The sequence below is a fragment of the Rhodonellum sp. genome (genome assembly GCF_030656585.1).
Classification (GTDB): domain Bacteria; phylum Bacteroidota; class Bacteroidia; order Cytophagales; family Cyclobacteriaceae; genus Rhodonellum; species Rhodonellum psychrophilum.
Window position 1 is genome coordinate 19,726 of the sequence record NZ_JAUSPP010000015.1, and the last position, 24,940, is coordinate 44,665.

General features: G+C 43.0%; 22 protein-coding genes. 16 read left to right on the plus strand and 6 right to left on the minus strand.

Annotation, left to right across the window (positions count from 1 at the left end; translation table 11 throughout):
- Positions 1 to 129 precede the first annotated feature (129 nt).
- The 11 genes from Q7J63_RS02610 to Q7J63_RS02660 all read left to right on the plus strand — a co-directional run bounded on the left by Q7J63_RS02610 (position 130) and on the right by Q7J63_RS02660 (position 10,307).
- Positions 130 to 2,835, plus strand: coding sequence for a phosphoenolpyruvate carboxylase (locus Q7J63_RS02610; RefSeq protein ID WP_304883842.1), 2,706 nt, complete (start codon positions 130 to 132; stop codon positions 2,833 to 2,835).
- Positions 2,836 to 3,072: 237 nt separating this feature from the next.
- On the plus strand, positions 3,073 to 3,516 hold the full coding sequence (locus Q7J63_RS02615) for a UPF0158 family protein (RefSeq protein WP_304883843.1): 444 nt from the start codon (positions 3,073 to 3,075) through the stop codon (positions 3,514 to 3,516).
- A 276-nt stretch (positions 3,517 to 3,792) separates the two neighbouring features.
- Positions 3,793 to 4,245 carry a GNAT family N-acetyltransferase gene (locus tag Q7J63_RS02620; protein WP_304883844.1) on the plus strand — a complete coding sequence of 151 codons (453 nt, stop codon included), beginning with the start codon at positions 3,793 to 3,795 and terminating at the stop codon, positions 4,243 to 4,245.
- 680 nt (positions 4,246 to 4,925) lie between these two features.
- Positions 4,926 to 5,534 carry a hypothetical protein gene (locus Q7J63_RS02625; protein ID WP_304883845.1) on the plus strand — a complete coding sequence of 203 codons (609 nt, stop codon included), beginning with the start codon at positions 4,926 to 4,928 and terminating at the stop codon, positions 5,532 to 5,534.
- Between the two features lie 441 nt (positions 5,535 to 5,975).
- Positions 5,976 to 6,281, plus strand: coding sequence for a helix-turn-helix transcriptional regulator (locus Q7J63_RS02630; protein WP_019598092.1), 306 nt, complete (start codon positions 5,976 to 5,978; stop codon positions 6,279 to 6,281).
- Between the two features lie 85 nt (positions 6,282 to 6,366).
- The gene (locus Q7J63_RS02635; RefSeq protein ID WP_019598091.1) at positions 6,367 to 6,603 is read left to right on the plus strand and encodes a thioredoxin family protein; all 237 of its coding nucleotides are present in this window, start codon (positions 6,367 to 6,369) and stop codon (positions 6,601 to 6,603) included.
- A 4-nt stretch (positions 6,604 to 6,607) separates the two neighbouring features.
- Positions 6,608 to 6,991 (plus strand): rhodanese-like domain-containing protein, encoded by a 384-nt coding sequence (locus Q7J63_RS02640; RefSeq protein ID WP_019598090.1) that lies wholly within the window; start codon positions 6,608 to 6,610, stop codon positions 6,989 to 6,991.
- A 10-nt stretch (positions 6,992 to 7,001) separates the two neighbouring features.
- On the plus strand, positions 7,002 to 7,976 hold the full coding sequence (locus tag Q7J63_RS02645) for a permease (protein ID WP_019598089.1): 975 nt from the start codon (positions 7,002 to 7,004) through the stop codon (positions 7,974 to 7,976).
- A complete protein-coding gene (locus tag Q7J63_RS02650) occupies positions 7,973 to 8,428 on the plus strand; it encodes a DinB family protein (protein WP_019598088.1) in 456 nt (151 codons plus the stop codon). Before Q7J63_RS02645 ends, Q7J63_RS02650 begins: the two co-directional genes overlap by 4 nt.
- Entirely contained in the window at positions 8,425 to 9,726 is a 1,302-nt protein-coding gene (locus Q7J63_RS02655) for an acetolactate decarboxylase (protein WP_304883846.1), read from the plus strand. The genes Q7J63_RS02650 and Q7J63_RS02655 overlap by 4 nt, the downstream gene beginning before the upstream one ends.
- A gap of 215 nt (positions 9,727 to 9,941) precedes the next feature.
- Positions 9,942 to 10,307 (plus strand): DUF2200 domain-containing protein, encoded by a 366-nt coding sequence (locus Q7J63_RS02660; RefSeq protein WP_019600734.1) that lies wholly within the window; start codon positions 9,942 to 9,944, stop codon positions 10,305 to 10,307.
- A gap of 453 nt (positions 10,308 to 10,760) precedes the next feature.
- On the opposite strand, the gene Q7J63_RS02665 is transcribed toward Q7J63_RS02660, so the two are convergent.
- Positions 10,761 to 11,714: a calcium/sodium antiporter gene (locus Q7J63_RS02665; protein WP_019600735.1), complete on the minus strand. Its 954-nt coding sequence runs from the start codon at positions 11,712 to 11,714 to the stop codon at positions 10,761 to 10,763.
- A 385-nt stretch (positions 11,715 to 12,099) separates the two neighbouring features.
- On the opposite strand from Q7J63_RS02665, the gene mog reads away from it, so the two are divergent.
- A complete protein-coding gene (gene mog / locus Q7J63_RS02670) occupies positions 12,100 to 12,630 on the plus strand; it encodes a molybdopterin adenylyltransferase (RefSeq protein WP_304883847.1) in 531 nt (176 codons plus the stop codon).
- A gap of 381 nt (positions 12,631 to 13,011) precedes the next feature.
- On the opposite strand, the gene Q7J63_RS02675 is transcribed toward mog, so the two are convergent.
- The 3 genes from Q7J63_RS02675 to Q7J63_RS02685 all read right to left on the minus strand — a co-directional run bounded on the left by Q7J63_RS02675 (position 13,012) and on the right by Q7J63_RS02685 (position 17,090).
- Positions 13,012 to 13,242, minus strand: coding sequence for a MoaD/ThiS family protein (locus tag Q7J63_RS02675; RefSeq protein WP_304883848.1), 231 nt, complete (start codon positions 13,240 to 13,242; stop codon positions 13,012 to 13,014).
- Positions 13,243 to 13,325: 83 nt separating this feature from the next.
- Positions 13,326 to 14,510 (minus strand): gephyrin-like molybdotransferase Glp, encoded by a 1,185-nt coding sequence (gene glp / locus Q7J63_RS02680; protein WP_304883849.1) that lies wholly within the window; start codon positions 14,508 to 14,510, stop codon positions 13,326 to 13,328.
- A gap of 297 nt (positions 14,511 to 14,807) precedes the next feature.
- Positions 14,808 to 17,090, minus strand: a complete 2,283-nt coding sequence (locus tag Q7J63_RS02685; RefSeq protein ID WP_304883850.1) for a DPP IV N-terminal domain-containing protein — start codon at positions 17,088 to 17,090, stop codon at positions 14,808 to 14,810.
- Positions 17,091 to 17,383: 293 nt separating this feature from the next.
- Here Q7J63_RS02685 and Q7J63_RS02690 point away from each other — a divergent pair, with 293 nt between their 5' ends.
- Both Q7J63_RS02690 and Q7J63_RS02695 read left to right on the plus strand, forming a co-directional pair.
- The gene (locus Q7J63_RS02690) at positions 17,384 to 17,824 is read left to right on the plus strand and encodes an antitoxin Xre/MbcA/ParS toxin-binding domain-containing protein (protein WP_019600645.1); all 441 of its coding nucleotides are present in this window, start codon (positions 17,384 to 17,386) and stop codon (positions 17,822 to 17,824) included.
- A 2-nt stretch (positions 17,825 to 17,826) separates the two neighbouring features.
- Positions 17,827 to 18,279 (plus strand): RES family NAD+ phosphorylase, encoded by a 453-nt coding sequence (locus tag Q7J63_RS02695; protein WP_304883851.1) that lies wholly within the window; start codon positions 17,827 to 17,829, stop codon positions 18,277 to 18,279.
- A gap of 62 nt (positions 18,280 to 18,341) precedes the next feature.
- Here the strand turns inward: Q7J63_RS02695 and Q7J63_RS02700 are convergent, their stop codons facing one another.
- The gene (locus Q7J63_RS02700; RefSeq protein ID WP_304883852.1) at positions 18,342 to 19,334 is read right to left on the minus strand and encodes a glycoside hydrolase family 43 protein; all 993 of its coding nucleotides are present in this window, start codon (positions 19,332 to 19,334) and stop codon (positions 18,342 to 18,344) included.
- 194 nt (positions 19,335 to 19,528) lie between these two features.
- Complete coding sequence (locus Q7J63_RS02705) at positions 19,529 to 21,388, minus strand: glycoside hydrolase family 2 protein (RefSeq protein WP_304883853.1); 1,860 nt, start codon at positions 21,386 to 21,388, stop codon at positions 19,529 to 19,531.
- A gap of 422 nt (positions 21,389 to 21,810) precedes the next feature.
- Here Q7J63_RS02705 and Q7J63_RS02710 point away from each other — a divergent pair, with 422 nt between their 5' ends.
- Together Q7J63_RS02710 and Q7J63_RS02715 are read left to right on the plus strand one after the other, a co-directional pair.
- Positions 21,811 to 23,196, plus strand: coding sequence for a DUF1080 domain-containing protein (locus tag Q7J63_RS02710; RefSeq protein WP_304883854.1), 1,386 nt, complete (start codon positions 21,811 to 21,813; stop codon positions 23,194 to 23,196).
- A gap of 43 nt (positions 23,197 to 23,239) precedes the next feature.
- Positions 23,240 to 24,592 carry a Gfo/Idh/MocA family protein gene (locus Q7J63_RS02715; protein ID WP_304883855.1) on the plus strand — a complete coding sequence of 451 codons (1,353 nt, stop codon included), beginning with the start codon at positions 23,240 to 23,242 and terminating at the stop codon, positions 24,590 to 24,592.
- The last annotated feature ends 348 nt before the right edge of the window (positions 24,593 to 24,940 follow it).

Consider the following 24,940-nt stretch of genomic DNA (forward strand, 5'->3'; position numbering starts at 1 on the left):
TAGCCATCTCAGGCTGGAAAGGAATCGGCAATGCCCAACACAGGTTGAATATGACCGAAGACTATTTTCCTACTCTTTAAAAACTGAATATCACTTTTATAAACAGGCATTTTTCTTCATTTTTAGCACATGGATATCAAAGAAGCCCCGCATCAGAAAATATCAGACGACAGGAATTTTATTGTGGATTGCTATACAGAAATGTTGGCCCGCATCAACGAAGTTGAGGTCATCTCTCTCATCATGAATACCTCACAACAGATCCATGGAGATGAAAAGAAAATTTCAAGTGAAAAGACAATACAATCCCTGAGCATTTATTTCCAATTGTTGACTTTGGTAGAGGAAAATGCAGCTACACAATCCCGGAGGAAAATGGAAGACTTGGAAAACGTCACTCCAATCAGAGGTTCCTGGGCAGAAGCATTGAAAATCTGGAAAGATGCCTCAGTAAATGAGGATGAAATACGCAAAGCCATTTCCGAAACTACAGTAAACCCAACACTTACGGCACATCCTACGGAGGCAAAAAGAGTGACCGTTATCGAGATTCACCGGGAGCTGTACTTGCTTCTGGTCCGAAGAGAAAACACGGCATTGAGCAATCGGGAACAAAATGTCATCAAAGAAAAGATTATTTATTTATTGGAACGGTGGTGGAGAACGGGAGAAATCTATTTGGAAAAACCAGACATCAAAGACGAGAGAGCCAATGTCTTGCATTACTTGAGTAGCGTTTTTCCTTTGGTATTGGAAAAAAGTGATCAGCAATTAAAAAGTTCATGGATAGCGTTGGGTTTTGACCCTGACAAAATGAAAGATCCGGATGCGTTTCCCAAAATCAATTTCGGTAGTTGGGTTGGTGGTGATCGAGATGGTCACCCCCTGGTAACCCCTACGGTGACACAGGAAACTTTGGTCCTTCACAGAAACAAAGCACTCCTGCTGGTGAAAGAAGAGTTGTTGCATTTAGCAAAAAAGCTTTCCATATCGGGAATTACCAATCCCGTCCCCCTTTTGCTGACAGAAAGTATAGAAAAGAAAATAAGTGCATTGGGAGAGCCTGGCATAAAAGCAGTTCAAAGAAATGCCCACGAACCTTGGAGACAATTTGTAAATCTTATTGTACTCCAAACAGAAAATACCATTTCCGGAAAATTTGCTGATTCTGGTGTCTATTATAGATCAAGTAGATTTTTGGAAGAGGATTTGAAAATTTTAAGAAAAACCTTGTTGGAAAGCGGTCTCAATGGCATTGCTGAAGATTTGCTTTTTCCGGTTGAAAGGACTGTAAAATGCTTCGGGTTTCATTTGGCAAAATTGGATATCAGGCAGAACAGTGATTTTCATGACAAAGCCTTTTCTCAGATTTTGAAGACCAACGGCGAAAAAGAGAGTGATTTTGAAAATTGGGACGAGCATAAACGGGTTGATTTTTTAAATCACCTATTGGAGCGCAATTCGCCGATTACCGATGTTACCGTTGCCTATGGAGCGGAAGCCGACAATGTTCTGGACTGTTACAGAGTGGTCCGTCAGCATGTAAATCAATATGGCTCAGATGGAATAGGCTCTTTCATCATCAGCATGACCAGAAATCTCAGCGATTTATTGCTGGTCTATCTGTTGATGAGAGAAGCACAGTTGTTGAATTCCAACATTATGGTTGTGCCCTTATTCGAAACCATCACAGACCTGCACAATGGCCCCGGAATTTTGGAGAAATTCCTGCAGCACCCAATTACCAAAGAAAGGGCCGAAAAATTATCTCATAAGCAAGAAGTCATGTTGGGTTACAGTGACAGCAACAAAGATGGAGGAACGATTGCCAGTAAATGGAATTTATATAAAGCCGAAAAATTACTTTTCGAGGTTGGGACAAAAAACAAAACGGAAATCTACTTCTTCCACGGCACAGGAGGCACTATCAGCAGAGGTGGGGGCAAATACCATCGGTTTATAGAAAGTATGCCCGAAAACACAGTCAGTGGAACCATCAAGCTTACGGTGCAGGGAGAGTCCGTAGCGCAACTCTTTGGCAACCCAATGACAGGCACATACAACCTCAACGCACTTTCATCGGGGGTAGCAAGGCATATCATCAAAAACAGGGTTGATCCGAAAGAAATTGCCCTTCCCCTGCAAACGATGGAGTACCTGGCTCAAAAATCATATGCGCATTACAGAAAACTTATCGAAACACAAGGCTTTATAAATTTTTACAGCAAAGTGACCTGTATTGATGTTTTGGAAAGAAGTAAAATCGGCTCAAGACCGGCAAGAAGAACCGGTTCCAGGACTTTAAACGACCTAAGGGCCATTCCATGGGTGTTTAGCTGGAATCTTTCCCGAACCACAATCACTGGCTGGTATGGACTTGGGGAGGCACTAAAGGCATTAAAAACGGAAAAGCCGGAAGAATATGCGCTATTGAAAAAATCCATTAACCATTGGGGATTCTTCAAGTTTTTAATGATACAAACGGAGACCAACCTCATTCTTTCAAATCTGAATATCATGAAGCAATATGCCGGATTGGATGAAGAAGTGGAAGAAAGAGAAGTGTTTATGGACAAAATTCTAACAGACTACCAAAATGGATTTCAAATGATAGAGGCGCTTTTTGAAGAGCCTGCATCCATCAGAAGAAATAGACAATATGACAATCTAAAATGGCGGAATGATAAACTGGAGTTACTCCACCATTTACACATTCACTATTTAAGCGCATGGCGGAATATTAAGGAGGAAAACAGTGTAGAAAAAGAGGAGATATTAACCAAGTTGCTTGGACTGATAAATGCTTTGTCCAGTGGATTGAAAAGCACTGGTTGAGTACCCTTGACTTATCCATACACCAAGAGAGGATACGCATGTATTGGAAAATATAAGTGCATCTCTCGGAAGAAGTCATCTATGAAATGGCTGTTGAAGTTTGAACAAAAACACATTTCACCAATGTGGTGAGGCAATAACTGTAGATAACTGACTGATTTCTAATTAATTTTAGCTTGAAATTGATTTGGTGCTGCATCACATCACTTTGGACACAAGCATAGAAGATGGCTCGACATGAAATTACCGGAAGAACAAATAAAAGAAATAGCCGAAAATCTTGACCTGGGAATGCGTTGTTTTTACCACCTGAAAACGGGTGAAATTGAAGCAACTCCGGATTTTCTTGAAGGTGACTGGATTGGACAGGATACCGAGCCCTGGCAAGAGACTCTGGACAAATTAGATGAAAATTGGGGGGACTATTTCGAATTTGAAAAAATGACAGCGCATGAGCGTTTCGGGATGATGACCGATTTCTCCGAGACAGTTGAGGATCCGAATTTACAGGACAGGCTCTTTAAAACATTGAATAAATCCAAACCATTTCGGAACTTCAAATCGGAAATCGACAACTCAGGGGAATACAGACAAAAATGGTTTGCTTACAAAAACCAGAGACTGATTGAATTTGTCAAATACCAGATTGAACAGCACAACCGAGGATTTCCGGATGAATAACAGGGATATAAACGAATTAAAAGAAACTAATGGCGGTGTGCAAAATGCTTATCCAACAATAGCGGGGCAGAGTAGCAGTTTTATGCTCGCTGCTCCGCAGGGGCTTCTGCAGCGGTGGACAGGTTAGCGGCCCGCAAATCCGACCGAAGGCCAAGCACCAAAACATTGGTCAGGCAAAACGACAGCAAAAAACTTATCCTTAAGAAACGACACAAAATATTTTCAGGCGAATTTTCAACAACTCAAATAACCTGAATTGCATAAAAACTAACCGATATGTCAAATCAAAATTTCAAAATTGAACCTTACACCGATAATGACAAAGCACAAATTATCGAGGTTTGGGAAAAATCGGTGTTGGCGACCCACGACTTCCTCGACCCGATAGACTTTATAGAAATCAAAGCGCTCGTACAGACAATTGACTTTAACGATTTTGAAGTGTATTGCCTCAAGCAAAACAGCGAAGTTGTAGGGTTTATTGGAGTTGCTGAAAAGAAAATAGAAATGTTGTTTTTTTCGCCAGAATACATCGGCAAAGGTCTGGGAAGAAAACTAACTGAATTTGCTTTTTCAGAACTAAAAGCCGACAAAGTTGACGTAAATGAGCAAAACGGAAATGCAATTAAATTTTACCAAAAACTCGGTTTTATAACTTACGAACGAACAACCAAAGACGACCAGGGAAAAGATTATCCTTTGTTGAGGATGAAACTAGCAGCAGAGTAAAACCCCAAACCACTAAAATCGGTTTGCCAATAGGGAGACTGAAATGCTTCCATACAAGATTTTTGCAAGATTCATCAGTAGCAATTTCATTGAGCCTTTGTGCTGAAAATCCGCCATATCATCAGTCTCAAAACTGTTTTCTGGAATGCTAATCCACCGTACAAAATATGAACAAGAAGGAAAAATGATCAACATATTCGCACATTGGACCACTATTGTTTTCGGGCTATTCTTTATTGGCGTTGGATTTTTGATGCTCATTGAGCCAAAAAAAGCGAATGAAATCTTACGAAAAGCAGGAAGCACAAATTTCATCAACTATGCAGAAATAACCTTTAGGATAATTCCGGCCCTTGGGCTTATTCTTTCAGCAGACAATTCAAAATACCCAGACATTTTTAAGATCTTTGGTTGGTTTATGTTGTGTACTTCTTTGGTTTTGTATTTTGTACCACGACAACTTCACCACAAATTTTCATTGAAAGCGGCAGACATTTTGAAGCCTCTCTACTTTCAATTGATATCGCCATTTGCCTTTATAATTGGGACATTGCTTATTTATAGCATCATTTAGAAAATATGTAGGTGGACTGACTTGACAAGGACTCAAAAAATAACAACTCAAAATAAGTGGCCTTAATTTACATACCACGGGTTTAACCATTCCTAAATCAGAATTGATGAAAAGAACATTGTTGCTATTTCTATGCATCACAGGCATGCATGCTGCTCAGGCCCAGTTTTCTGAACACCATGCCATCTATGGGACAAATGAACTGAATCTCGGGAATTACTCTGGTATTGATTTTGGCCTAAATTATGTCTTTGAAGAAACCTATTCTTTCAAAATCGGGTATTCACGAAATTTTAGACAACCCAAAACCCAACCCAGGGATTATTCTTCCGGTCTGGTGGGCGTTTGGTTGTATGGGACGACAAATCCCTATGACCAAATAAGAAACTTCCAAATCACTGTTGGAAAGATTGTTCAATTGAATGAAAGTGGCACCATCAGGGCCAATCTTTCTATGGGAATGGGCTTTACCACCATCAAAGAACCAGAGAATTGGGTTAAAACCCAAAACAATTTTATTACCGAAAACTACACCTGGGAATATGACAAATACAACACCGTGAGCCTCATCATCAATCCAAAAATCGAATTTCCTTTTTCTAGATTTTACGGCCTGACTGTTTCACCAATGGTCCAAATCAGCCGGGAAAGGACATACTTTGGATTGGGTTTTGGACAAATGATTGGCTTGTTAAGAAAGAAACGGGAATTCTAACCTAAGCTCTCCTCTACTGTTTGATCCTAGAAGTTGTCGAAAACTATCTCTTTCTAATATTTTGAAATTTGGGACACTACCCTTCCAGGCCTATGTCACGCAAACCACAAGCTTCATTCCCGTTTTCGCCTGGATGAACTGTGAAATTTGGCTGCTCCGCAGTCGAAAAAGCATTGTAAATCAAACCGAACAGCGTTCCGAAAGGTGCTCCTGAAGGGATTAAACATCTCTTTACCCATCATGGATAGGAAAAGGCATCCAGCTCCCACAAGCCCGAATAGAGTCGAGTGAGTAGTTTGGCAATACAAATCCTACGATAAAATATGCAAGTTGGACAATACTGGCTTTAAAAAAGGCAGTCTAGCCAAACATCCACCCACGCCAAATATTGGGGATTCGATTTATTGTTCGTAACTTTGCGAACAATAAATCTTGAAACGGATGCCAAGTACTATCAACACAGATTATTTCACTGAAGAACAAGAGCAAACAGCAAGGTTTGCCAAAGCGCTTGGCCATCCTGTTCGAATAGCCATTTTGGAATTACTCAATTCACAATCGTGCTGCTATCACGGTGATATGGCAAATGAGCTTCCCATTGCAAAGTCCACCCTATCACAACACCTGAAAGAACTCAAGGAGGCAGGTCTGATAAAAGGTGACATCACCCCACCCACCACGAAATATTGCATCAACCGGGAGAATTTCAATCTCGCGAAAAGCTTGCTGAACAAAGTATTGAAATAATTTTTTGGAGATATTGTTCGTGATATTACGAACTTCAAGCAATTGTTCGTAAATTCACGAACTGAATCACAAACACAAGAAGAATATGCTACAAATAAAAGTATTGGGTCCCGGTTGTCCAAAGTGCAAAACCACTTACAACAATGTCCTTGAAGCGCTGAAACAAACGAACGTTGAAGCCAATGTGGAAAAAGTGGAAGACATAGAGGAAATGATGAAATACAATATTCTCACGACTCCTGTCCTGATGATGAACGACCAAATAAAAGTCAAAGGCAGAATTGCTCAAGTAAGTGAAATCATTGAACTCTTAAAAAAGTAATACAATGGAAAACCAATCTTTGGTCAAAGAAATCTGTCCTACCACCACACAAGAATGGATAAAAAACGGTGCCTTGTTGGTGGACATCCGTGAAAAAGACGAAGTGGAGCAACTTGCCTATGATGTTCCCCTCCTCATCAACATTCCGTTGAGCGAATTCGAAGACCGATATACCGAAATCCCAAAAGACAAAGAGGTGGTCATGGTCTGTAAAAGTGGTGCGAGAAGTTTGAGAGCAGCTGGATTTTTGGTCAATCACGGATACAAACACGTAGTCAATATGCAGCATGGAATTACCCGGTGGGTCCAAAAAGGATTTCCTACCAAAGGAGATGTATCTACCGAAACAGGAAATGACTCGTGTTGCGCATCTTCGGCTTGTTGCTAAAAACTAGACCATGTTTGATTGGATCCAACATTTTGCCGATTGGCTGATTTATAGTGTATTTGGAATCGGAGCAGAAACCCATCTGGGAACCGCCCTGAATTTCTTTGTGTACGATACATTGAAAATCCTCCTTCTTCTGTTCTTGATTGTTTTCCTAATGGGGGTCGTCAATGCCTACTTCCCAATTGAAAAACTGAAAGACTTTCTAAACAGAAAAAAACTCTATGGATTGGAATATTTTTTTGCTTCCATTTTCGGGGCGATTACCCCATTTTGTTCTTGTTCATCAGTCCCCCTTTTTATCGGTTTTGTACAGGGGGGCATTCCATTGGGGGTGACTTTTGCTTTTCTTATCACCTCCCCCTTGGTAAATGAAGTTGCCATCGCCATGTTTATCGGGATGTTTGGCATTAAAGCAACCCTTATTTATGCGACATCAGGGATCTTACTGGGGACTTTGGGCGGCTGGTTGCTGGGGAAATTCAATCTTGAGCCCATGCTTTCTGACTGGGTAAAGAAAATTTTGGAAAACAAAATGCAACAAAGCGACTACGAGGAAGAAAAGCTGACTTTTCGCCAACGTTTGCCGGAAATCACCCGAAGTGCCTGGGACATTGTAAAGGGTGTTGTCCTGTATGTCATCATCGGTATTGCCATCGGTGCGGCCATGCATGGATATGTACCCGAAAATTTCTTTGGTCAATATTTGGGAGGTGGTCAATGGTGGACGGTACCCATTGCTGTTATTTTAGCAGTACCGATGTATGCCAATGCGGCAGGGATCGTCCCAGTCATTCAGGTGTTTGTAGCAAAGGGAGTTCCATTGGGCACAGCCATCGCCTTTATGATGGCGACAGTAGGTTTGTCCATTCCTGAGGCTACTTTGCTCAAGAAAGTAATGTCGATAAAATTAATAGCCATCTATTTTGGAGTGGTTACCTTATTTATAATTCTTTCAGGATTTTTATTTAACCTTTTATTATGAAAACGAAAACAGAAATATTGATTGAACTTTGGGTGGAAGCCAGAACACGGTTTTCCAATCAGTTAGAAAACATCACCCAAAGTGATTTGACAAAGACTCTTGGCGACTCGCCCAATTCGGTTGGCTTTCTCCTGCGCCATATTGGTGATGTGGAATTGCTTTTTGCCAAAAATGTTTTTGGGGAGAGCACTGTAAAAGTGATGGCCAAAACTGTGATCGATAAACGAGATACGGGAGAATGGACCGATTTGGAAGCTTTGAAAAGCTACGTTTCTGATTCATTTGAGCAACTCAAATCCATTGTTGAAAAACAGACGGATGAAGATTGGGAAACGAACATCGTCACCAAGGAATTTGGCACCAAAACCAAAGCGGAAGCCTTCGGGAGAATTATTTCGCACACCACTTACCACGCTGGACAATTGGCAATCATCAATAAATACGGCTTATGAAATTCACAATGACATTGGCAATACTACTCCTGTTTTCCCAACTCGAAGCCCAAGTCCTTCACGTGGGTTCGATGGATGAGATGGGTAAAAATGGCTTTCAACCCACTGTTTCAATTGACAGTCTGTTGCAAGACAAAAATACGCTATACGGAATGGGTCCTTACGGATTCATGCAGGGAGAAATTACCATTGTAAAAGGACAGCCCTTCGTTGCCTATGCAGATGAAAACGGTCAACTTATCGTGCGCAAAGATCCCAAGGCCAAAGCTCCATTTTTTGTTTATGCCTATGTCAGGGATTGGAAAGAATTTGAAATCAATGCAGAAATCATTGATCAAAAAAGTTTGGAAATGGCCATCCGTGAATTGGCCCAAAAGCAGGGATTTGATACTTCCACCCCTTTCCCTTTCCGAATAGTGACCGAAATGGAGGAACTGGCAATTCATGTGGTAGCACCGCGCTCATCCAACATACCGGGCTTCAAGGAAGGTGTAAACAGTGTGAAATATGTTTTCAATAAGATATCCGGAGAGATCTTGGGGTTTTATTCAGAACAAAGTCAAGGCATTTACACGGCTAAAGACAGCAATATACATCTCCATTTTATCAGTTCGGACCAATCCAAAATGGGGCATGTCAACCACATCAGGATTTCTGAAAAACAAAAAACAAAAGTCCTGCTTCCTCTTTCTCCCATGCAGGGTGACAAGGTGTCTTTTAATACGATCGATACTGACTTTTCCAAAGGAAGATTAACAAATGAACAAAACATCACCATCAGTGATTTGGAGAAATTTCACGGTCATTTATGTGATGGTTTGGTCGTCGGTGCATTGGCGATGCAACAAGCCATGACCGTCTTATATCCCAATCAACCCATTGACAGAACCAACTTAAGAATCGTAAGCAAACCCTCGCCCTGCCTGACGGATGTTGCCATTTACCTCACGGGCGGACGCCAGCAATTCAACACTTTTTATGTGGATACTGCTATGGAAGGACTTTACGTGATTCAGCGCATCGACAACTTAAAAACCGTTTCAGTATCCCTAAACAAGGGCGTAAAACCCGAAGAAATAGACAGTTTGGGCAATATCGCAACCAGACGGGAATTGTCCCCTTGCGACCTCGACCATTTGAGGGAGTTGGAAGACGACTTTACAAAAACGCTGTTCGATTCAGATCCCAACAAAATTTTTATGGTCCAAGAAATTCCCGCCTTTGAATGGAATCCCAATACAAAAAATGATTACCTAAAAACGGATATAGTTAACAAGGATCTGCCCAATTGCAAATAAAAACACGCTTTTGATGGCAATTTTGCAATCTCAACAGTAGATTGATTTTTATTGCTGCTCGCTGATGTTTCGCATTTAAACCGAAATATGTATTGGGTTTCCTGATGGGTGATAACGACAAGAAAATCAGGCTATTTGAAGAGCAATGATCCGGTAAAAAGGAAAGAGAATTTGAAAGACTGAAAGAAATCTAGACATCCATATCAAACTCAGGCATGAAAGATACTTCCAAGCAGGACGAGAAAATCGCGAAAATGACATTTGCTTCGGTCTATCCATTTTACCTTGCAAAGGTCGAGAAGAAAGGGAGAACCAAAGAAGAATTGCATCAAGTAGTGGAATGGTTGACCGGCTTTGATGAAAAAAAGCTGCAGGAAATCATCAAGGAAAAGGCAACTTTTGACACATTTTTTCAGTCAGCCACTATCAACCCCAATGCAAACCTCATTACTGGAGTAATCTGTGGTTATCGGGTGGAAGAAATCCAAAATCCGCTCACGCAAAAAGTACGGTATTTAGACAAATTGGTAGATGAATTGGCAAAGGGACGGAAGCTCGAAAAGATCCTTCGGAAAGTCTAACAATACTATCCAGATGGAAGGCAAATCAAGATTTAACCCGAATTCTAAGACAGCGAAAAAGTAACGTAAAGCAGCTAACTTGATTAGGTTAGATGGAAATATGCAATAGGTTTCCAAATGGCATTGAAACTTCAAAAAAATCAGACTGTTTGAAGAATAATTCCTGACACCAATAGGGTGAAATCAAGAATAGTCAACACCCAATTGATTGACAATCAATTACAATATTCCGTTGAGTCCGTAATGCATAAAACGGGTTAAAATTTTCACTCCGGTTTGCAGAGGACCCACCACAGTTCACAAAACTTCTCAGATCAGAATATCACGGTGATTTTTTTAGCCCGCTCCTTCCCTACTGATCATCTTGATGGATGGGTTTCTCTTTTATTCCATTCAGGCTACCCAATATCCTTCCCTGAAACAGGACAAATTCAATAGATGCTGGATTTTTTTTTAGACCAGCAAATAGACCATATAGACCGCATAAAGCAGAAGGAACACGATGCCTTCCCATCTGTCCAACCTTCTTCCTTTTCCCGTAAAGACAAAGACAAACAAGAGCAAACCCGCCAAGACATTCAGCAAAATGTCCACCAAGGAACTTTCATTGATCTCAAAAGGGCTGACCACTGCAGAAACACCCAAGACAAAGAAGATATTGAAGATGTTCGATCCAACCACGTTGCCGATGGCGATATCCAACTTCCGTTTCCTTACTGCAGCAACGGAAGTGGCCAATTCCGGAAGGGAAGTGCCAATGGAAACGATCGTCAGACCGATGATGCGTTCGGACAAACCAAATCCCTCAGCGATGGAGACGGCATTGTCCACGATCAATTTTCCCCCAAGGACCAATCCTCCAAGACCCAAAGCGATCCAAAGCAGGGATTTTCCGAGCGGAAGCACCAAAGCATCACTTTCGTCGGCTTCCTGTGGACTCAGGGAAACGGTGATGTTGTACACCATGAAAATGGAAAAAAACAGCAGCAAAATAATCCCATCTCCCCTACTGATATAATTGGCGACCGAGCCATCCAGCCAAAGATCCTGGGTAATGACCAAGACGGCGACTGCAGCCAAGAAGCTAAGCGGAATTTCGATCCAGGTCGTGTTTGACTTGACGGATAAAGGATAAATAATCCCACAAATCCCCAGGATCCCAAGAACGTTGAAAATATTGCTTCCCAGGACATTTCCGAGGACCATTTCCGAGCTCTTGTTGATCGAGGCAAAAACGTTGACCACCAGTTCAGGGGCAGAAGTACCGAAGGCGACAATGGTCAGACCGATCACAATTGGCGGAATTCCGTACTTCATGGCCAAGGCAGAAGCGCCTTCCACCATTTTGTCAGCACCAACAATCAAGGCGACAAAACCCACCAACAAGAGAACCAGGGACAAAACCATAGGAGATTGATCAGAAGATTTAAATTAAAAATCATGCAAATCTAGCAAACGTTTTATTCACTGAAGGATTATTTTTTTGGCCTGGTCCATTAAAGGGGATTGATAAAAAGAAAAGCCATCCAAAGCGGTAATTTCCTTGATTTTTGTTCGGGAGCGCTTTTATTTGCCGTATCATTGCAACGACAATTCAACCCGAAATATGCTTTACCATTTCTATTCAAGACCAAAAACGCCTATTGATAAGTCCGCTGTTTACAGTTTTTGGAATCACGATATTGGTGCTAAACCTTATTTCCGAATATTTTGATTTTCTTTCAATTTCAACCCCATTGGGAAACATAATGCATATTTCGGGGTCAAGTCTTTTTTCAAACCAAAACAGGCCATGCAAACAATAAAGATAGGCATCATCACCTCTTCCGATCGGGCTTCCGCCAATGTGTATGAGGATATTTCCGGGAAAGAAATCATCCGAACCCTGGGAGAATATCTGGTCAACGACTGGATTCCCGTTTATCGCGTAGTACCCGATGAACAGGAAATACTGGAAGCCACGATGATCGAATTGTGTGATCGGGAAGGTTGCTGCTTGGTGGTAACCACGGGAGGAACGGGACCAGCCTTGCGGGACGTGACTCCAGAGGCAACGGAAACCGTTTGCCAAAAAATGTTGCCGGGTTTCGGGGAGCTGATGCGACAAGTCAGCCTCCAATACGTTCCTACCGCCATTCTTTCCAGGCAAACTGCCGGCATCAGAAATCAAAGCCTGATCGTCAACTTACCGGGAAAACCCTCCGCAATCCGCCAATGCCTCGATGCCGTATTTCCGGCCATCCCCTACTGCATTGACCTGATTGAAGGCCCATATCTTGAAACAAATCCGGAAGTGATCAAAGTTTTCCGACCCAAAAAATAAAGTTTTTTCGACCAAAAAACCCAGTGCGTTAAAAAAAATCTCTCGCAAAGCCCGCAGAGGTCTTCGCGGAGAACCCAAAAAAAAAATACAATCTCCCAATTCTTCTGAAAACCAACCGATTTTCAAAACCACAATAAAACCTTTGCGTCCTTCGCACGAAACTTAGCGCCCTTTGCGTTGAAAAAAATCTCTCGCAAAGCCTGCGGAGGTATTCGCGGAGAACCCAAAGAAAAAAATACAATCTCCCAAATCTTCTGAAAACCAACCGATTTTCAAAACCACCAAAAATCCTTTGCGTCCTTCGCGTGAAACTTAGTGCCCTTTGCGTTAAAACCCCGCAGAATCAAGGTTTTTCGCAAAGACCGCAATGAAAAAATGAAATCACCCTCCGGAAAATGGAGGCAACAAGGCCACCTCAGTGATCCCGGTCAAGGAAGCATCTCCAGACATGATCTTTTTATCCAAAGCGATTTGGTATTTCATATTCTTTAAACCTGGATAATGGGCCCCTAAATACGCCTTCATTGCTTCTGTTGATTCGACCCTTTCCATGAGGAACTCTTCCTGTTGGAGGATTTCGGCAATTTTACCGAATGCTTTTACTTTTAGCATATTTTTTTAGCTTTCGTGAACAACAACATCAATTTATCAAATCCAAAAGAGGAACAAAACCTTTGGAATCCATTCAATTGCAATCAATCCAAGAAATGAACTCTCACCAAGTCTCCCTTGACAAACATTTCCTTAGTTTCCTCGAATTCAATCAGGCAATTGCTCTGGGCAAAGGCATTCATTTTGTAAGACTCCTGATCGGAAAGGACCTTTACTTCCTGATTGCGAACCAAACCTTTCACAAAATGTGTCAATCCCAGCCTCTTTTGGAAATCCCCTTCCAAAGAAACCAGTTGCGGCTTTTCTCCAGCAGCCTCTTTTCCCATTATCTTTAAAATACTGGGTTTTACATATTGGTAGAAGCAAGTGAGTGTCGAGCCGGGATTGCCGGGAAGGCCAAATACCAATTGGTTTTCCCTTTTCCCCGCAAACAACGGTTTCCCGGGTTTCTGGCGGATCTTATAGAAAAGTTGCTCCACGCCAAGGTTTTTGAATGCCTGGTTGACAAAATCAAAATCACCGACAGAAATCCCACCAGTGACCAACAGGATATCCGAATTTCCCAAAGCAGTTTCGATGGATTCTTGTATGCGCACAAGATCATCCTCCACGATAGGCATGCTCGTTACCGGAATCCCCATTTCCCTCAAGGCTGCTTTCAGGGTGTAGGAACTGCTTTCATAGACTTGTCCAAAACCCAGTGAGTTCCCAGGGGAAACCAATTCCTTGCCCGAGGTCAATATCGTGACATTGGGTGGCCGAAAAACAGAAACGCGGTCAAATCCCAATCCAGCCAAAAATCCAATCATGGCGGGTTTTAGCAGCCAACCGACTTGCGCCACCTGATCTCCCATGGAGGTTTGGGAAGCTTGCTTGCGGATGTGGTCTCCTTTTTTAACTGTATCGGCTTCGATGGTCAGAAAATCGTCCTTCCTGCTGGCTAATTCCTGCATCACCACAGTATCACAACCTTTGGGAATCGGTGCTCCGGTAAATATCCTGGCAGCCTCACCCGATTGGAGCTCGGGAAGATCAACCGTCCCCGCTGGAATGGTGTACTTTACGACCATAGGCAATCTATTTTGACAATCCTCAAATGAAAAAGCGTAGCCATCCATGGCCGAATTGTCAAAAGAAGGCACATCCAATGGTGCCGCCAAATCCTCAGCCAATACCAAACCCACTGCATCCTCCAATTTGACCGTTATGATTTTTGGCTCTGGCAAATGCTTGAAAAGGATTTGCTTCGCTTCTTGTACGCTGATCATAGTATTCAATTTTTTATTTCAACCCGTTACACACATTTTCAAGCCCGATCATCCTATAATTATTTAAGAATCAATTAGATGTTTACTGTTTTTGACTTCACAACCTTGGTCGCAAGCCTTATTCTTCCAATAGTCTGATCACTTGCATTTTCAAGGCCATTCAGGAAACCCAATGCACCTATCGGGTTCAAAGTTAAAAATAAGGAAAACCAAGCGGCAATGATAATTTTCCTTGGTTTTTGGCTCTGGATTTTGAAATCCAACTTGGATGATGCCCATTCCACAACCAAAATGGAATTACTTCCCGATCTGGTAATTGAACAAAGGCTCCTCCCCCAACAAATGCCTGATAAAATAATCCCATCTCTTTTTGGTGAAGTAATCCCCGTTGACCCTACCGAAATTGTGGTTGTTTGCCGGCAGGATAAACATGTCGAACTCCTTTCCCGCTTTGATCAAGGCATCTGCAAGTTTATAGGTGGCTGAAGGATTGACATTTTCATCCACAGCCCCATGCGCCAACAGTAGCCGGCCTTTCAGATTCCCAGCATTGGTAATGTTGGATTGCTCCTGATAAAAATCACCTATGGGATAGCCCATGTACATTTCCGGCCACCATGCCTTTTCCATGCGGTGATCATGGTCTCCCGCGGAAGCAACCCCAACCTTGAAAAAATCAGGATGAAGCAGCATGGCCCGCACCGCATCGTAACCGCCGGCCGAATGCCCGAAAACCCCAACCCTTTCCAAATCCAAGAAACTGTTTTGCGCAGCAAGACTTCGAATGGCCAACACATGATCAGTCGTCCCATCACCCAAGTTGCGGTAGGAAACATCCCTGAAAGCCTTGGACCGGCCTGCTGTCCCTATACCGTCCACTGTCACGACGATAAAACCCAATTCAGCCAGTGGCTGTTGCAGTCCAATCAGTCCCGACTTGAAGGTTTTGGGCGTGACGGCGGTATGGGGTCCGGTATAGGTATAATCCACAACCGGGTAGATTTTGCTTTCATCAAAATCAGTAGGAAGATGATAAATCCCAAAAATATCTGTTTTCCCATCTTTCCCGATTGCAGAAAAGGATCTTGGGGATGCGTAGCCCTTTGCCAGAAGATTCGAGATGTCCGCTTCACTGATTTCCATCGACAGCTTTCCCGTAGACAATTCCCTCAGAATCGATTTTGTTGGTTGAGCAACTTTTGAATAATTGTCGACGAAAAACTTCTTGTCTTCTGAGATATGGATATCATGGTAGCCGTTTTCAGGTGTCAGCAATTTCAAATCCTTTCCGTCAAAATTGATCCGGTACAAATGGGGATAATAAACATTTCTGTCTTTTTCCTTTCCCGTGGCTTCAAAATACACCCATTCATTTTCCTCATCGACATGGTTGAGCTTGGTCACCACAAAATCTCCATTCGTAAGTTGCCTGATCCGTTTGCCAGTTTCCCAGTCATGCAAATAAAGCTGCATCCAACCCGATTGAGCGGAACTGATCAAAAACTGACCATTCTCCAATTTCCTGAAAAGGATGTTCGAAGGCTCCAAGGAAGTCGTCGTGCTATCCCTCCAGATGGTTTTTGGGATTCCATTTTCCGCATCCACCTTGATGAGCTCCATTTTTTTGAATCCCCTGTGGGTCAAAAGCCCAGTCAGTTGCTTGCTGTCTTTTTCCCAAGTCAAACCCAATCCGATAAAATGAGGAATCATCGGTACCTTGATCCGGGTTTCTGTTTTTTGTTCCAAATCAAACAAAACCGCAATGTACCGCACAACAGTGGTATCTCCCGGAGAACCTCGGTAATAAGAAAGCAATTTGGGACGGTATTTTTCTTCCTCCGTAAAATCCAAGAGGTACATTTTTTCCGCCAAGCGCAGGTCTACGATTTGGGTTTGGATTTTTTTGGAATCGGGTGACCAGTTGACGGTAAAATGTTCGGGTCGTGTTCCATTTTCACCTTCGATCATGTCTCCCCAACCCAGATAACTGGCATATTCAAAACCTGTCTTTCCATGGATACTCAACTGGATCTCCTTCCCTGTATCCAGGTTCTCGACAAAGAGGTTGTGGTTTTTGACAAATGCCCTCCATTTCCCATCAGGCGAAATCCCCTGTCTGTTTTCTCTTTTCTCTGTTTCTGAGGAAGTGAGTTCCTTTGTATTTGTCCCATACACCCACTTTTTATTGTTGAAATTGAATCCGACTTCATCTTCCGACACCATTTGGATGTTGTCAAAAGGTAGATTTTGGGGATCCACTTCCCGGTTTGTCTTCTCTGAAAGCAACTCGGCCAAATGGATATGGTCAAAGGCTTCTTTGCTGGTTTTGTCCTGAATACTGGTCAGTAAAAATCTTTTCCCCTCCTTAATTTGTGTGAGGTGCCAAAAAGATTCTTTTCCGGCCAACCAATTGGGAATCACTTCCAGATGGTGGACTTCCTTCTGGATGGAATTGCTCAGAAAATATTCGGCTTTTTTATAGGTTTCTTCGGTGACTTGAGCCAGCAGGTCCTGCTGTGCAATGGCAAACAACAAGAGAAAAAAAGTCAGGTTTTTGATTTTGTGAAATGAAAGTTTCATGGTGTTTATAGGTTGGCTGTAGGCAGATGAAAGTAATCCAATTTGAACACCAATACAAAACAGAATCCTTTTAATCGTTTCGGATTGTTTTTAAAAGGTATGAGAAAAGGATGAAACGGTTTTGGGGAAATCAGATTTCCAAAGCCCGCAATTCAAATCAAAATGCCCTATGGGCATCATTCTATCGAAAAATATTAAATATTTGAAAATAAAGCGATTAAGATTTTCTCCTCATCAATAAAATCCCTAAATTTATTTATTGATAAAATAATTTATCATTTGATAACAAGACAATGACACAGAAGCGCTATCAAGATTTGACAGAGACCTTGGGCAAGAGTAATTTCCCAGAAGAAATTGACAATCCCATGGATTTTTTATCAGCCGCTCAGGAAGGTATTGCCATCTATGCCGTCCAAAACTTTAGGGAAGCATTTGATGTGTCATTGGGTCAGGTAGCCGCTATTTTGGACACCTCCGAGCCCACACTTTATCGGCATCTCAAAGCCCAGCAAAAGCTTTCCCGCAATGCCTCTATTAAGTTATTGGAGGTCACGGATTTGTTTCTTTATGGCATGGAAGTCTTTGGATCCAAAGAAGATTTTTTCAAATGGATGGAGCTTCCCAATACTGCATTGGGAGGATTGAGACCTATGGCACTTACGGAAGTTCCCGAAGGAATATCTAAGATTTCCGACCTTTTGGGAAGGATCGAATATGGGGTGTATAGCTGAGGATGTTGGTTTACAGGATTGCAGGGAGTAAATATGCACATGATCTTTCCGGGATGGGCGCAGCCCTTTTCGGCGGAAGATGGAATAAAAAAGGGATTCCTGTGCTTTATACCAGCGAAAGCCAAGCCCTTTCCCTTTTGGAAACCGTGGTGAATACTCCCCCGATGTTGGTCCCTCAAATGGAATTGCTGATCCTCAAGATTCCGGATGATTCCATTGAGGAAATTAAAGGAGATGCCTTGCCGAAAAATTGGTTCAAATATCCTGCTCCCACGATATTGGCCGAAATGGGAAGCAAATGGGCCATCCAAAAATCCACCCTTGCTCTCAAAGTACCCAGCAGCATTATTCCTTCCTCCTTCAATTACTTGCTCAATTGTTGGCATCCGAGATTCTCGGAAGTAGAATTGCTCAGTCGGGAATTTTTTCATTTTGACCCTAGGTTAAAGAAATAAATTGCTGATGAAGCGAGGGACAAGCTGATTGGAATCAAGAATTAAAGTTGAATGAATTTCTATTATTCCCCCAAAGGATTTGCTTCCACTCCTTCAAAAGTGATTTTTACAGGCAAAATAAATCCCTTTTCATCAAATTCCATTTTATCGATACAAGTAACGCGATGGTTGCGGTCGGTCTCGCCAAGAGGCCTCCGGTGATAAACAATGTAATATTGACCCGATTCGGGTTCATGCAAAACGGAATGGTGCCCTGCTCCCGTGGCCACCTCGGGATCTTGTTCCAGCACGATGCCCACCCGCTCGAAAGGACCGAAAGGATTGTCAGAAATCGCATAAGCCACTTTATAGTCGGGACCTGTCCAGCCACCTTCGGACCACATAAAATAATATTTCCCATTTCGGACAAACATAAACGGACCTTCCACATAATTTTCCGGGGTGACTTCCCTGAAGATTTCACCATCTTCAAAAGGAACCAAGCCCGTAAAATCCGGATTCAGCTTGACCACATTGCATCTTCCCCATCCCCCATAATACATATAATGCGATCCATCGAGATCCTTGAACACGAATTGATCAATGGGTTGGGCACCATTGACGATCTCATTGATCAGCGGTTTGCCCAACAAATCCTTAAAGGGCCCCTGCGGCACATCTGCAACGGCTACGCCTATTCCGCCGACTTGGCCTTCGTGCACATCATTGGCGGCAAAGAACAGGTAATATTTCCCCTTGTTTTCAATCACACCAGGAGCCCATAGTGCGCTATCTGCCCAAACCACGGCTGCAGTGTCGACTATGTTCTCATGCTTGGTCCAATTGACCAGGTCCTTGGAAGAAAAACAATCCATAAATGTCTGCTTGGAAAACTCATCCGAATACGTCGGATAAATCCAATACGTATCCCCATACAAGATCACTTCAGGGTCGGCATACCACCCTTCGAAAATCGGATTTCCGGAAAACACCAAGGCTTGATTTTCACTCTTTGGATTGCAGGAAAGCAAGTTGAGGACAAAGAAAAAGTAAGAAAGGCGAAATAAAATTTTCATAATTAAAGGTTTTGGACAGAAAAGTGTTTTGATGAAGATCGGCAATTCGGTTAAGGGTTATTGAACCAAGGAGTTAATTTCTTCAAGCCGCTCTTGGAGCATCCCATTCGCGATTTTTAGGAAAGAAAATCCATCGGGAAAACTGATTTCCCGATAAATTCTTTCCTGCTATTGTCTACGGTTTAGACAAGAATTTATTTCTGATACAAAGGCTGATGCAGTTTTTTCAGCACTTCTACCGGGATTTTGATCACTTTCCGATCATAGGTCATCAAGCCATTGGTCTCTACTTCCACATCGGTCGTCTGGGTATAGACCGCCGCAGCCAAGCCCTTTGGAATGAGTTTCTGAAGATCCACCATCAGCTTTTCATATCTTTTGAGGAGTTCTGCCTCGGACTTAAAACTTTGGTAACCCCAATTGTCTTTTTCCTGCCAGGTATGGCCTTCGATGGGCAGTCCCAAACCACCAAATTCCCCCAAAACCAAAATCTGTATTTTGCCATAGATACCGGGATCGGGCATGACCGGATCGGGATAGTTGTGAAGGTCAAAAATGTCTCCCGTGATCTTGGCGCCTTCCATCTCAAAATTCCCTCCACTGGCACTGTTGACCAATCTGGTGGGATCGTAGTTTTTTGTCCATTCTGTGATTTCACGGGTTTTGAATTGTCCCCAAGCTTCATTGAAGGGAACCCAGACGACGATGGAAGGGAAGTGATGGTTGGCATCCATGATCGCTTTCCATTCCTGGTTGAATATTTTTTCTGATTCGGCAGTTCTTTCCTTGTCTGTTCCTTTCCCAATGATTCCCGGCCTAGATTCCCAATTGTTGCCCATATCTCCACTTGGCATGTCCTGCCAAACCATTATTCCCAATCGATCACAATGGTAATACCAGCGGGCAGGTTCTACTTTTACGTGTTTCCGGATCATGTTGAAGCCCATTTCCTTGGTTTTGAGGATGTCAAAAGCAAGGGCCTCATCTGTGGGTGCGGTGTAAAGTCCGTCCGGCCACCAACCTTGATCCAGGGGGCCGTATTGGAACGAGACCTCATTGTTGAGCTGCATTCTTTGAAAACCTTGCGCATCCTTTACCATGCTGATTTTCCGGAGTGCCGCATAGGATTCTACCTGGTCGATGATTTTCTTTCCTTGGAGCAGGTTGATTTCGAGATCGTAAAGAAATGGATTTTCAGGTGACCAACTTTTGGGTTCGGATATTTTCAAAACCAATTCCTGGCCTGGATTCCCCATTGTTTCGGCCAAAACCTTTCCGCCTTCCAAGACCTTGATTTGAACCTTTTGATTCGCCACTCCCCCTTCCAAATCGGTTTGGATCCTAAACTGATCCTTGTCCCAATCCGGGCTGATTTTGAGCTTGGAAATATAAGTTTCCGGCACATTTTCCAGCCAGACCGTCTGCCAAATCCCGGTGACTGGGGTGTACCAAATACTTCCGGGTTTGTTTACCTGCTTGCCCCTTGGCTGTGGGCCCTGATCGGTTGGATCCCAGACTCGGACCATGATTTCCTGCTTACCGGATTTCTTCAATTGGGCGGTGATATCAAAGGAAAAGGGAGCAAAGCCTCCCTGATGCACGCCAACAGAGGTTCCATTGACAAAAACTTCGGCTTCCCAATCCACCGCTCCAAAATGCAGAAGCGTTCTACCTTTTTTGGAGGGAATCTTTATCTCCAGGGATTTTTTGTACCACAGGTGATTCTCTGCCCCCACGGCTTTGGCCACTTTCGAAAGATGGGATTCGACGGGAAAAGGAACGAGGATATCCCCCTGAAAGCCAACTGGCTTGGAGATGTTCTTATCCAAAATCGCATATTCCCAAATACCATTGAGGTTCATCCAGGAACTTCTGACCATTTGCGGCCTCGGATACTCCGGAAGGGGAAGCACTTTATCGACTTGGGCGGCCCATGGCGTGGCAATGGGATTTTGATTGATTGGTGTTGGACTTTGCTGGGCGATGGCAGGGACAAATGCGCAAAATCCAAAAAGGGAAAAGCAAAAAAGGATTGACTTGTAGCTTATTTTCATCTTCAAAGGTTTTTTGGTTGTGTGGGTTTTGTCATGTATTGATCCAGCTTTCTGGTCTTGTCTTTATCGAATATTTGATTTTTTCTCTCCCCTGTTGATTCCCAAAATCAAATAATCATCCTTTTGGGAGCCCAAACTTGAGCGTATCAAGAATATTCCGCTCGAAAATCGGATTTGATAATCCAAAAGATCCACCGGTACCTGCTTGAAATTTTGGGATTGAAAAGAACAATTCCCGATAATTCTCTAAATCGAATTTTTTAAAGAAGCCTATTAAAGTTAATTGTATATTTTAAGAATAAAAATCTGAAAAACGCAAATAGTCGCAAACGTTTCCGTAAATAAACTCTTTGCCATCCTTGAATTTGATGCGCTATTTAAGGAATTTGAACAATCGAAATCCGAAACCCAAAATTTAAACCATGAAAAAATCCAGTATTTCAATATTCACCTGTATCCTTTCTTTTCTAATTTTATCCTGTTCCCCTGCCGAAAAAACGGAAGTCAGTGAATGGAGAGCGCTGTTTGATGGAAAGACCTTGACCGGCTGGAAAGCGGTCATGGGAGAAGCCCCATTTGAGATCAAGGACGGGGTGATCATTGGATATGCCAAGGCCAACACACCCAACACCTTTTTGATTACCGACGAAGTATTCGGAGATTATATTTTCGAAGTGGACCTTAAAATCGAGGACCTTACGAGCAATTCCGGTGTGATGGTAAGAGGTCAGTTTGATCCTGCCGCCCGGGATGGAAAAGGTTTGGTATTTGGCTACCAGATCGAAGCGGATCCGACAGAAAGAGCTTGGTCGGGTGGCTTGTACGACGAGGCAAGAAGAGGATGGCTTTATCCGCTTGACTTGAATCCAAAAGCCAAAAGTGCTTTCAAAATGGGCGAGTGGAACACCTACCGTATCGAAGCGATCGGAAACGAAATCAAATCCTGGATCAATGGACAAGAAGTTGCCTATGTCGTGGATGATGTGGATGCAAAGGGATTCATCGGTCTTCAGGTGCACAGCATTCAAAATCCGGAAGATGAAGGTAAAATGACCTATTTCAGAAATGCCAGGGTCAAAACCGAAAATCTGGAACCCACACCTTTTGAAGGGGATGTCTTCGTGACCAATACCAAATTGAATGACTTGACCGAATACGAAAAAAGCAAGGGCTGGAAACTGCTCTTCGATGGCCAATCTTCCGAAGGGTGGATCGGTGCTTACAAGGAAACATTTCCCGAGAAAGGATGGAACATCAAAGAGGGCATATTATCGATGCAGGCTTCTGACGGAAGTGAATCCACCTCTTATGGGGATATTGTCACCAAGGAAAAATACAAAGCATTCGACCTGACTTTTGACTTTAAGTTGACCGAAGGCGCCAACAGTGGCGTAAAATATTTTGTGACCCTTTCAGAAAAAAACCAGGGTTCCGCCATCGGTTTGGAATATCAGGTGCTGGATGATGAAAAACATCCCGATGCCAAAATGGGATTTGAGGGAAACAGAACGCTCGCTTCGCTTTATGACTTGATCAAGGCGAACAAACAACCCCGATTTGTCAAGCCAATTGGCCAATGGAATACGGGCCGTGTGGTCGTTTATCCTGACAATAAAGTGGAACATTACCTCAATGGTGTAAAAGTGCTGGAGTTCCAAAGAGGTTCTCAGGAATACAGGGACTTGGTTGCCAAAAGCAAATACAGCGTCTGGGAAAATTTCGGTGAAGCCGAAGAAGGACACATCCTCCTTCAGGATCATGGCGATGCGGTAAGCTACAAGAATATCAAAATCAAAACCTTGAAATAAACCTGATCAACTTGCAAATAGGATTGACAAGAACCCATTATATATGAAAAAATCGAACCATTCAAGAAGGGATTTCATCAAGAAATCCACCTTGGCCACTGCCGGACTTTCCACATTGGGAGCCATCGGGTTTTCTGCAAAAAGCTATGGAAACATTCTTGGTGCAAATGACCGACTGAACATCGGAATCATCGGTCTTGGAAGAAGACTTGGTGCCTTTTACCAACCCATTGGTCTGAAAAGCAGCAATGTCAATCTCGTCTATCTCTGTGATGTGATGAAATCCCAAAGAGAAAAGGCTGCCGCCAATTTCTCCAAGCATATCGATTACATTCCCAAACTGGAAAACAGTTTTTTCAAAGTCATCGAAGACAAAGACATCGATGCGATCATCAATGCGACACCAGACCATTGGCATGCACCGGGAACCTGGCTTGCCCTTGAGGCCGGCAAAAATGTCTACGTGGAAAAACCCTGCAGCCACAATCCCCGAGAAGGTGAATTGCTCGTGGAGTACCAAAAGAAATATGGGAAGGTCGTGCAGATGGGCAACCAGCAAAGATCATCCGATCATACCATCGAAATCGTCAACAAGATCCACAACGGGATCATCGGAAACGCCTATATGGCAACAGCATTTTACACCAATAACAGAGGCGAATCTCCGGTTCCAAAAGCCGCAAATGCTCCTGAAGGCTTGGATTGGGATTTGTTCCAAGGGCCTTCTCCCAGAAAGCCGTACATGCATGACACCTGGGATTACAATTGGCATTGGTACGGCTGGGATTTTGGCACTGCCGAAACCGGCAACAATGCCACGCACGAACTCGATGTGGCCAGATGGGCACTCCAGACAAACTTTCCAAACAAAGTGACAGTAGATTCTGGAAAGTACCATTACGTCAACGACGGTTGGACCATGTACGACACGATGTTGGCCACTTTCAAATTTGAAGGAGACAAGACCATCCAGTGGGATGGAAAAAGCCGCAACAATTACAAAACCTATGGCGCAGACCGGGGCACGATTATTTTCGGCACCGAAGGATCCGTGATGGTGGACAGAGGGAAATATCAGCTGTTCGACATTTCAGGAAAAATGATTGAAGAAAAAGTGTCTGGAAGTATTGAAGGAAGCACCAATCTTGGTGGTGGCGGAGATACGAGCACGGACCACGTGATCAATTTCTTCGATGCCATAAGGGGAAAAGCCACACAAAAATCCCCTATCGATGAAGGCGCAAAAAGCACTTTGCTCTGCCATTTGGCCAACATCTCCTCCCGCACAAAGGAAAACTTCGAATGTGATCCAAAAAACGGTCATATTTTGAACAATCCAAAAGCCATGTCCCTTTGGTCAAGGGAGTATGAAAAAGGCTGGGAGCCAAAAATCTAAAACCACTTGAACCTGTTGGAAAAAGCGCTGAATCTGAAAAGGTCCAGTGCTTTTTTTTGACCAAAAACGAATTTTACCCTTTTTATGCCTTGCGAATGCCTTTCAATACTGTATTGATCTGATCATTAGTCCGCTGTTGACTTGTATTGACATCGCCATATCGGTGTCAGGAATTGGTCTCCCAATTGTCTGATTTTCTTTCAATTTCAATCCCATTTGAAAACCTATTGCATATTTCGGGTTTATCCCGAGTCATGCATTATCAATTCAATTCCAGTCTGAAATCACCTGATACGCTTCCGTTCTTTGCATTTTTTGACTTCACAATATCAGTAATTTGCCTTAATC

Coding starts and splice junctions, on each gene's coding strand:
- Q7J63_RS02715 (WP_304883855.1), top strand. CDS start 23,240: ATGAAAAAATCGAACCATTCAAGAAGGGATTTCATCAAGAAATCCACC.
- Q7J63_RS02710 (WP_304883854.1), top strand. CDS start 21,811: ATGAAAAAATCCAGTATTTCAATATTCACCTGTATCCTTTCTTTTCTA.
- Q7J63_RS02630 (WP_019598092.1), top strand. CDS start 5,976: ATGCCAAGTACTATCAACACAGATTATTTCACTGAAGAACAAGAGCAA.
- Q7J63_RS02665 (WP_019600735.1), bottom strand. CDS start 11,714: ATGGTTTTGTCCCTGGTTCTCTTGTTGGTGGGTTTTGTCGCCTTGATT.
- Q7J63_RS02695 (WP_304883851.1), top strand. CDS start 17,827: ATGTTGGTTTACAGGATTGCAGGGAGTAAATATGCACATGATCTTTCC.
- Q7J63_RS02620 (WP_304883844.1), top strand. CDS start 3,793: ATGTCAAATCAAAATTTCAAAATTGAACCTTACACCGATAATGACAAA.
- Q7J63_RS02660 (WP_019600734.1), top strand. CDS start 9,942: ATGAAAGATACTTCCAAGCAGGACGAGAAAATCGCGAAAATGACATTT.
- Q7J63_RS02700 (WP_304883852.1), bottom strand. CDS start 19,334: ATGAAAATTTTATTTCGCCTTTCTTACTTTTTCTTTGTCCTCAACTTG.
- Q7J63_RS02625 (WP_304883845.1), top strand. CDS start 4,926: ATGAAAAGAACATTGTTGCTATTTCTATGCATCACAGGCATGCATGCT.
- Q7J63_RS02645 (WP_019598089.1), top strand. CDS start 7,002: ATGTTTGATTGGATCCAACATTTTGCCGATTGGCTGATTTATAGTGTA.
- Q7J63_RS02705 (WP_304883853.1), bottom strand. CDS start 21,388: ATGAAAATAAGCTACAAGTCAATCCTTTTTTGCTTTTCCCTTTTTGGA.
- Q7J63_RS02650 (WP_019598088.1), top strand. CDS start 7,973: ATGAAAACGAAAACAGAAATATTGATTGAACTTTGGGTGGAAGCCAGA.
- Q7J63_RS02685 (WP_304883850.1), bottom strand. CDS start 17,090: ATGAAACTTTCATTTCACAAAATCAAAAACCTGACTTTTTTTCTCTTG.
- Q7J63_RS02655 (WP_304883846.1), top strand. CDS start 8,425: ATGAAATTCACAATGACATTGGCAATACTACTCCTGTTTTCCCAACTC.
- Q7J63_RS02635 (WP_019598091.1), top strand. CDS start 6,367: ATGCTACAAATAAAAGTATTGGGTCCCGGTTGTCCAAAGTGCAAAACC.
- Q7J63_RS02610 (WP_304883842.1), top strand. CDS start 130: ATGGATATCAAAGAAGCCCCGCATCAGAAAATATCAGACGACAGGAAT.
- Q7J63_RS02675 (WP_304883848.1), bottom strand. CDS start 13,242: ATGCTAAAAGTAAAAGCATTCGGTAAAATTGCCGAAATCCTCCAACAG.
- mog (WP_304883847.1), top strand. CDS start 12,100: ATGCAAACAATAAAGATAGGCATCATCACCTCTTCCGATCGGGCTTCC.
- Q7J63_RS02615 (WP_304883843.1), top strand. CDS start 3,073: ATGAAATTACCGGAAGAACAAATAAAAGAAATAGCCGAAAATCTTGAC.
- Q7J63_RS02640 (WP_019598090.1), top strand. CDS start 6,608: ATGGAAAACCAATCTTTGGTCAAAGAAATCTGTCCTACCACCACACAA.
- glp (WP_304883849.1), bottom strand. CDS start 14,510: ATGATCAGCGTACAAGAAGCGAAGCAAATCCTTTTCAAGCATTTGCCA.
- Q7J63_RS02690 (WP_019600645.1), top strand. CDS start 17,384: ATGACACAGAAGCGCTATCAAGATTTGACAGAGACCTTGGGCAAGAGT.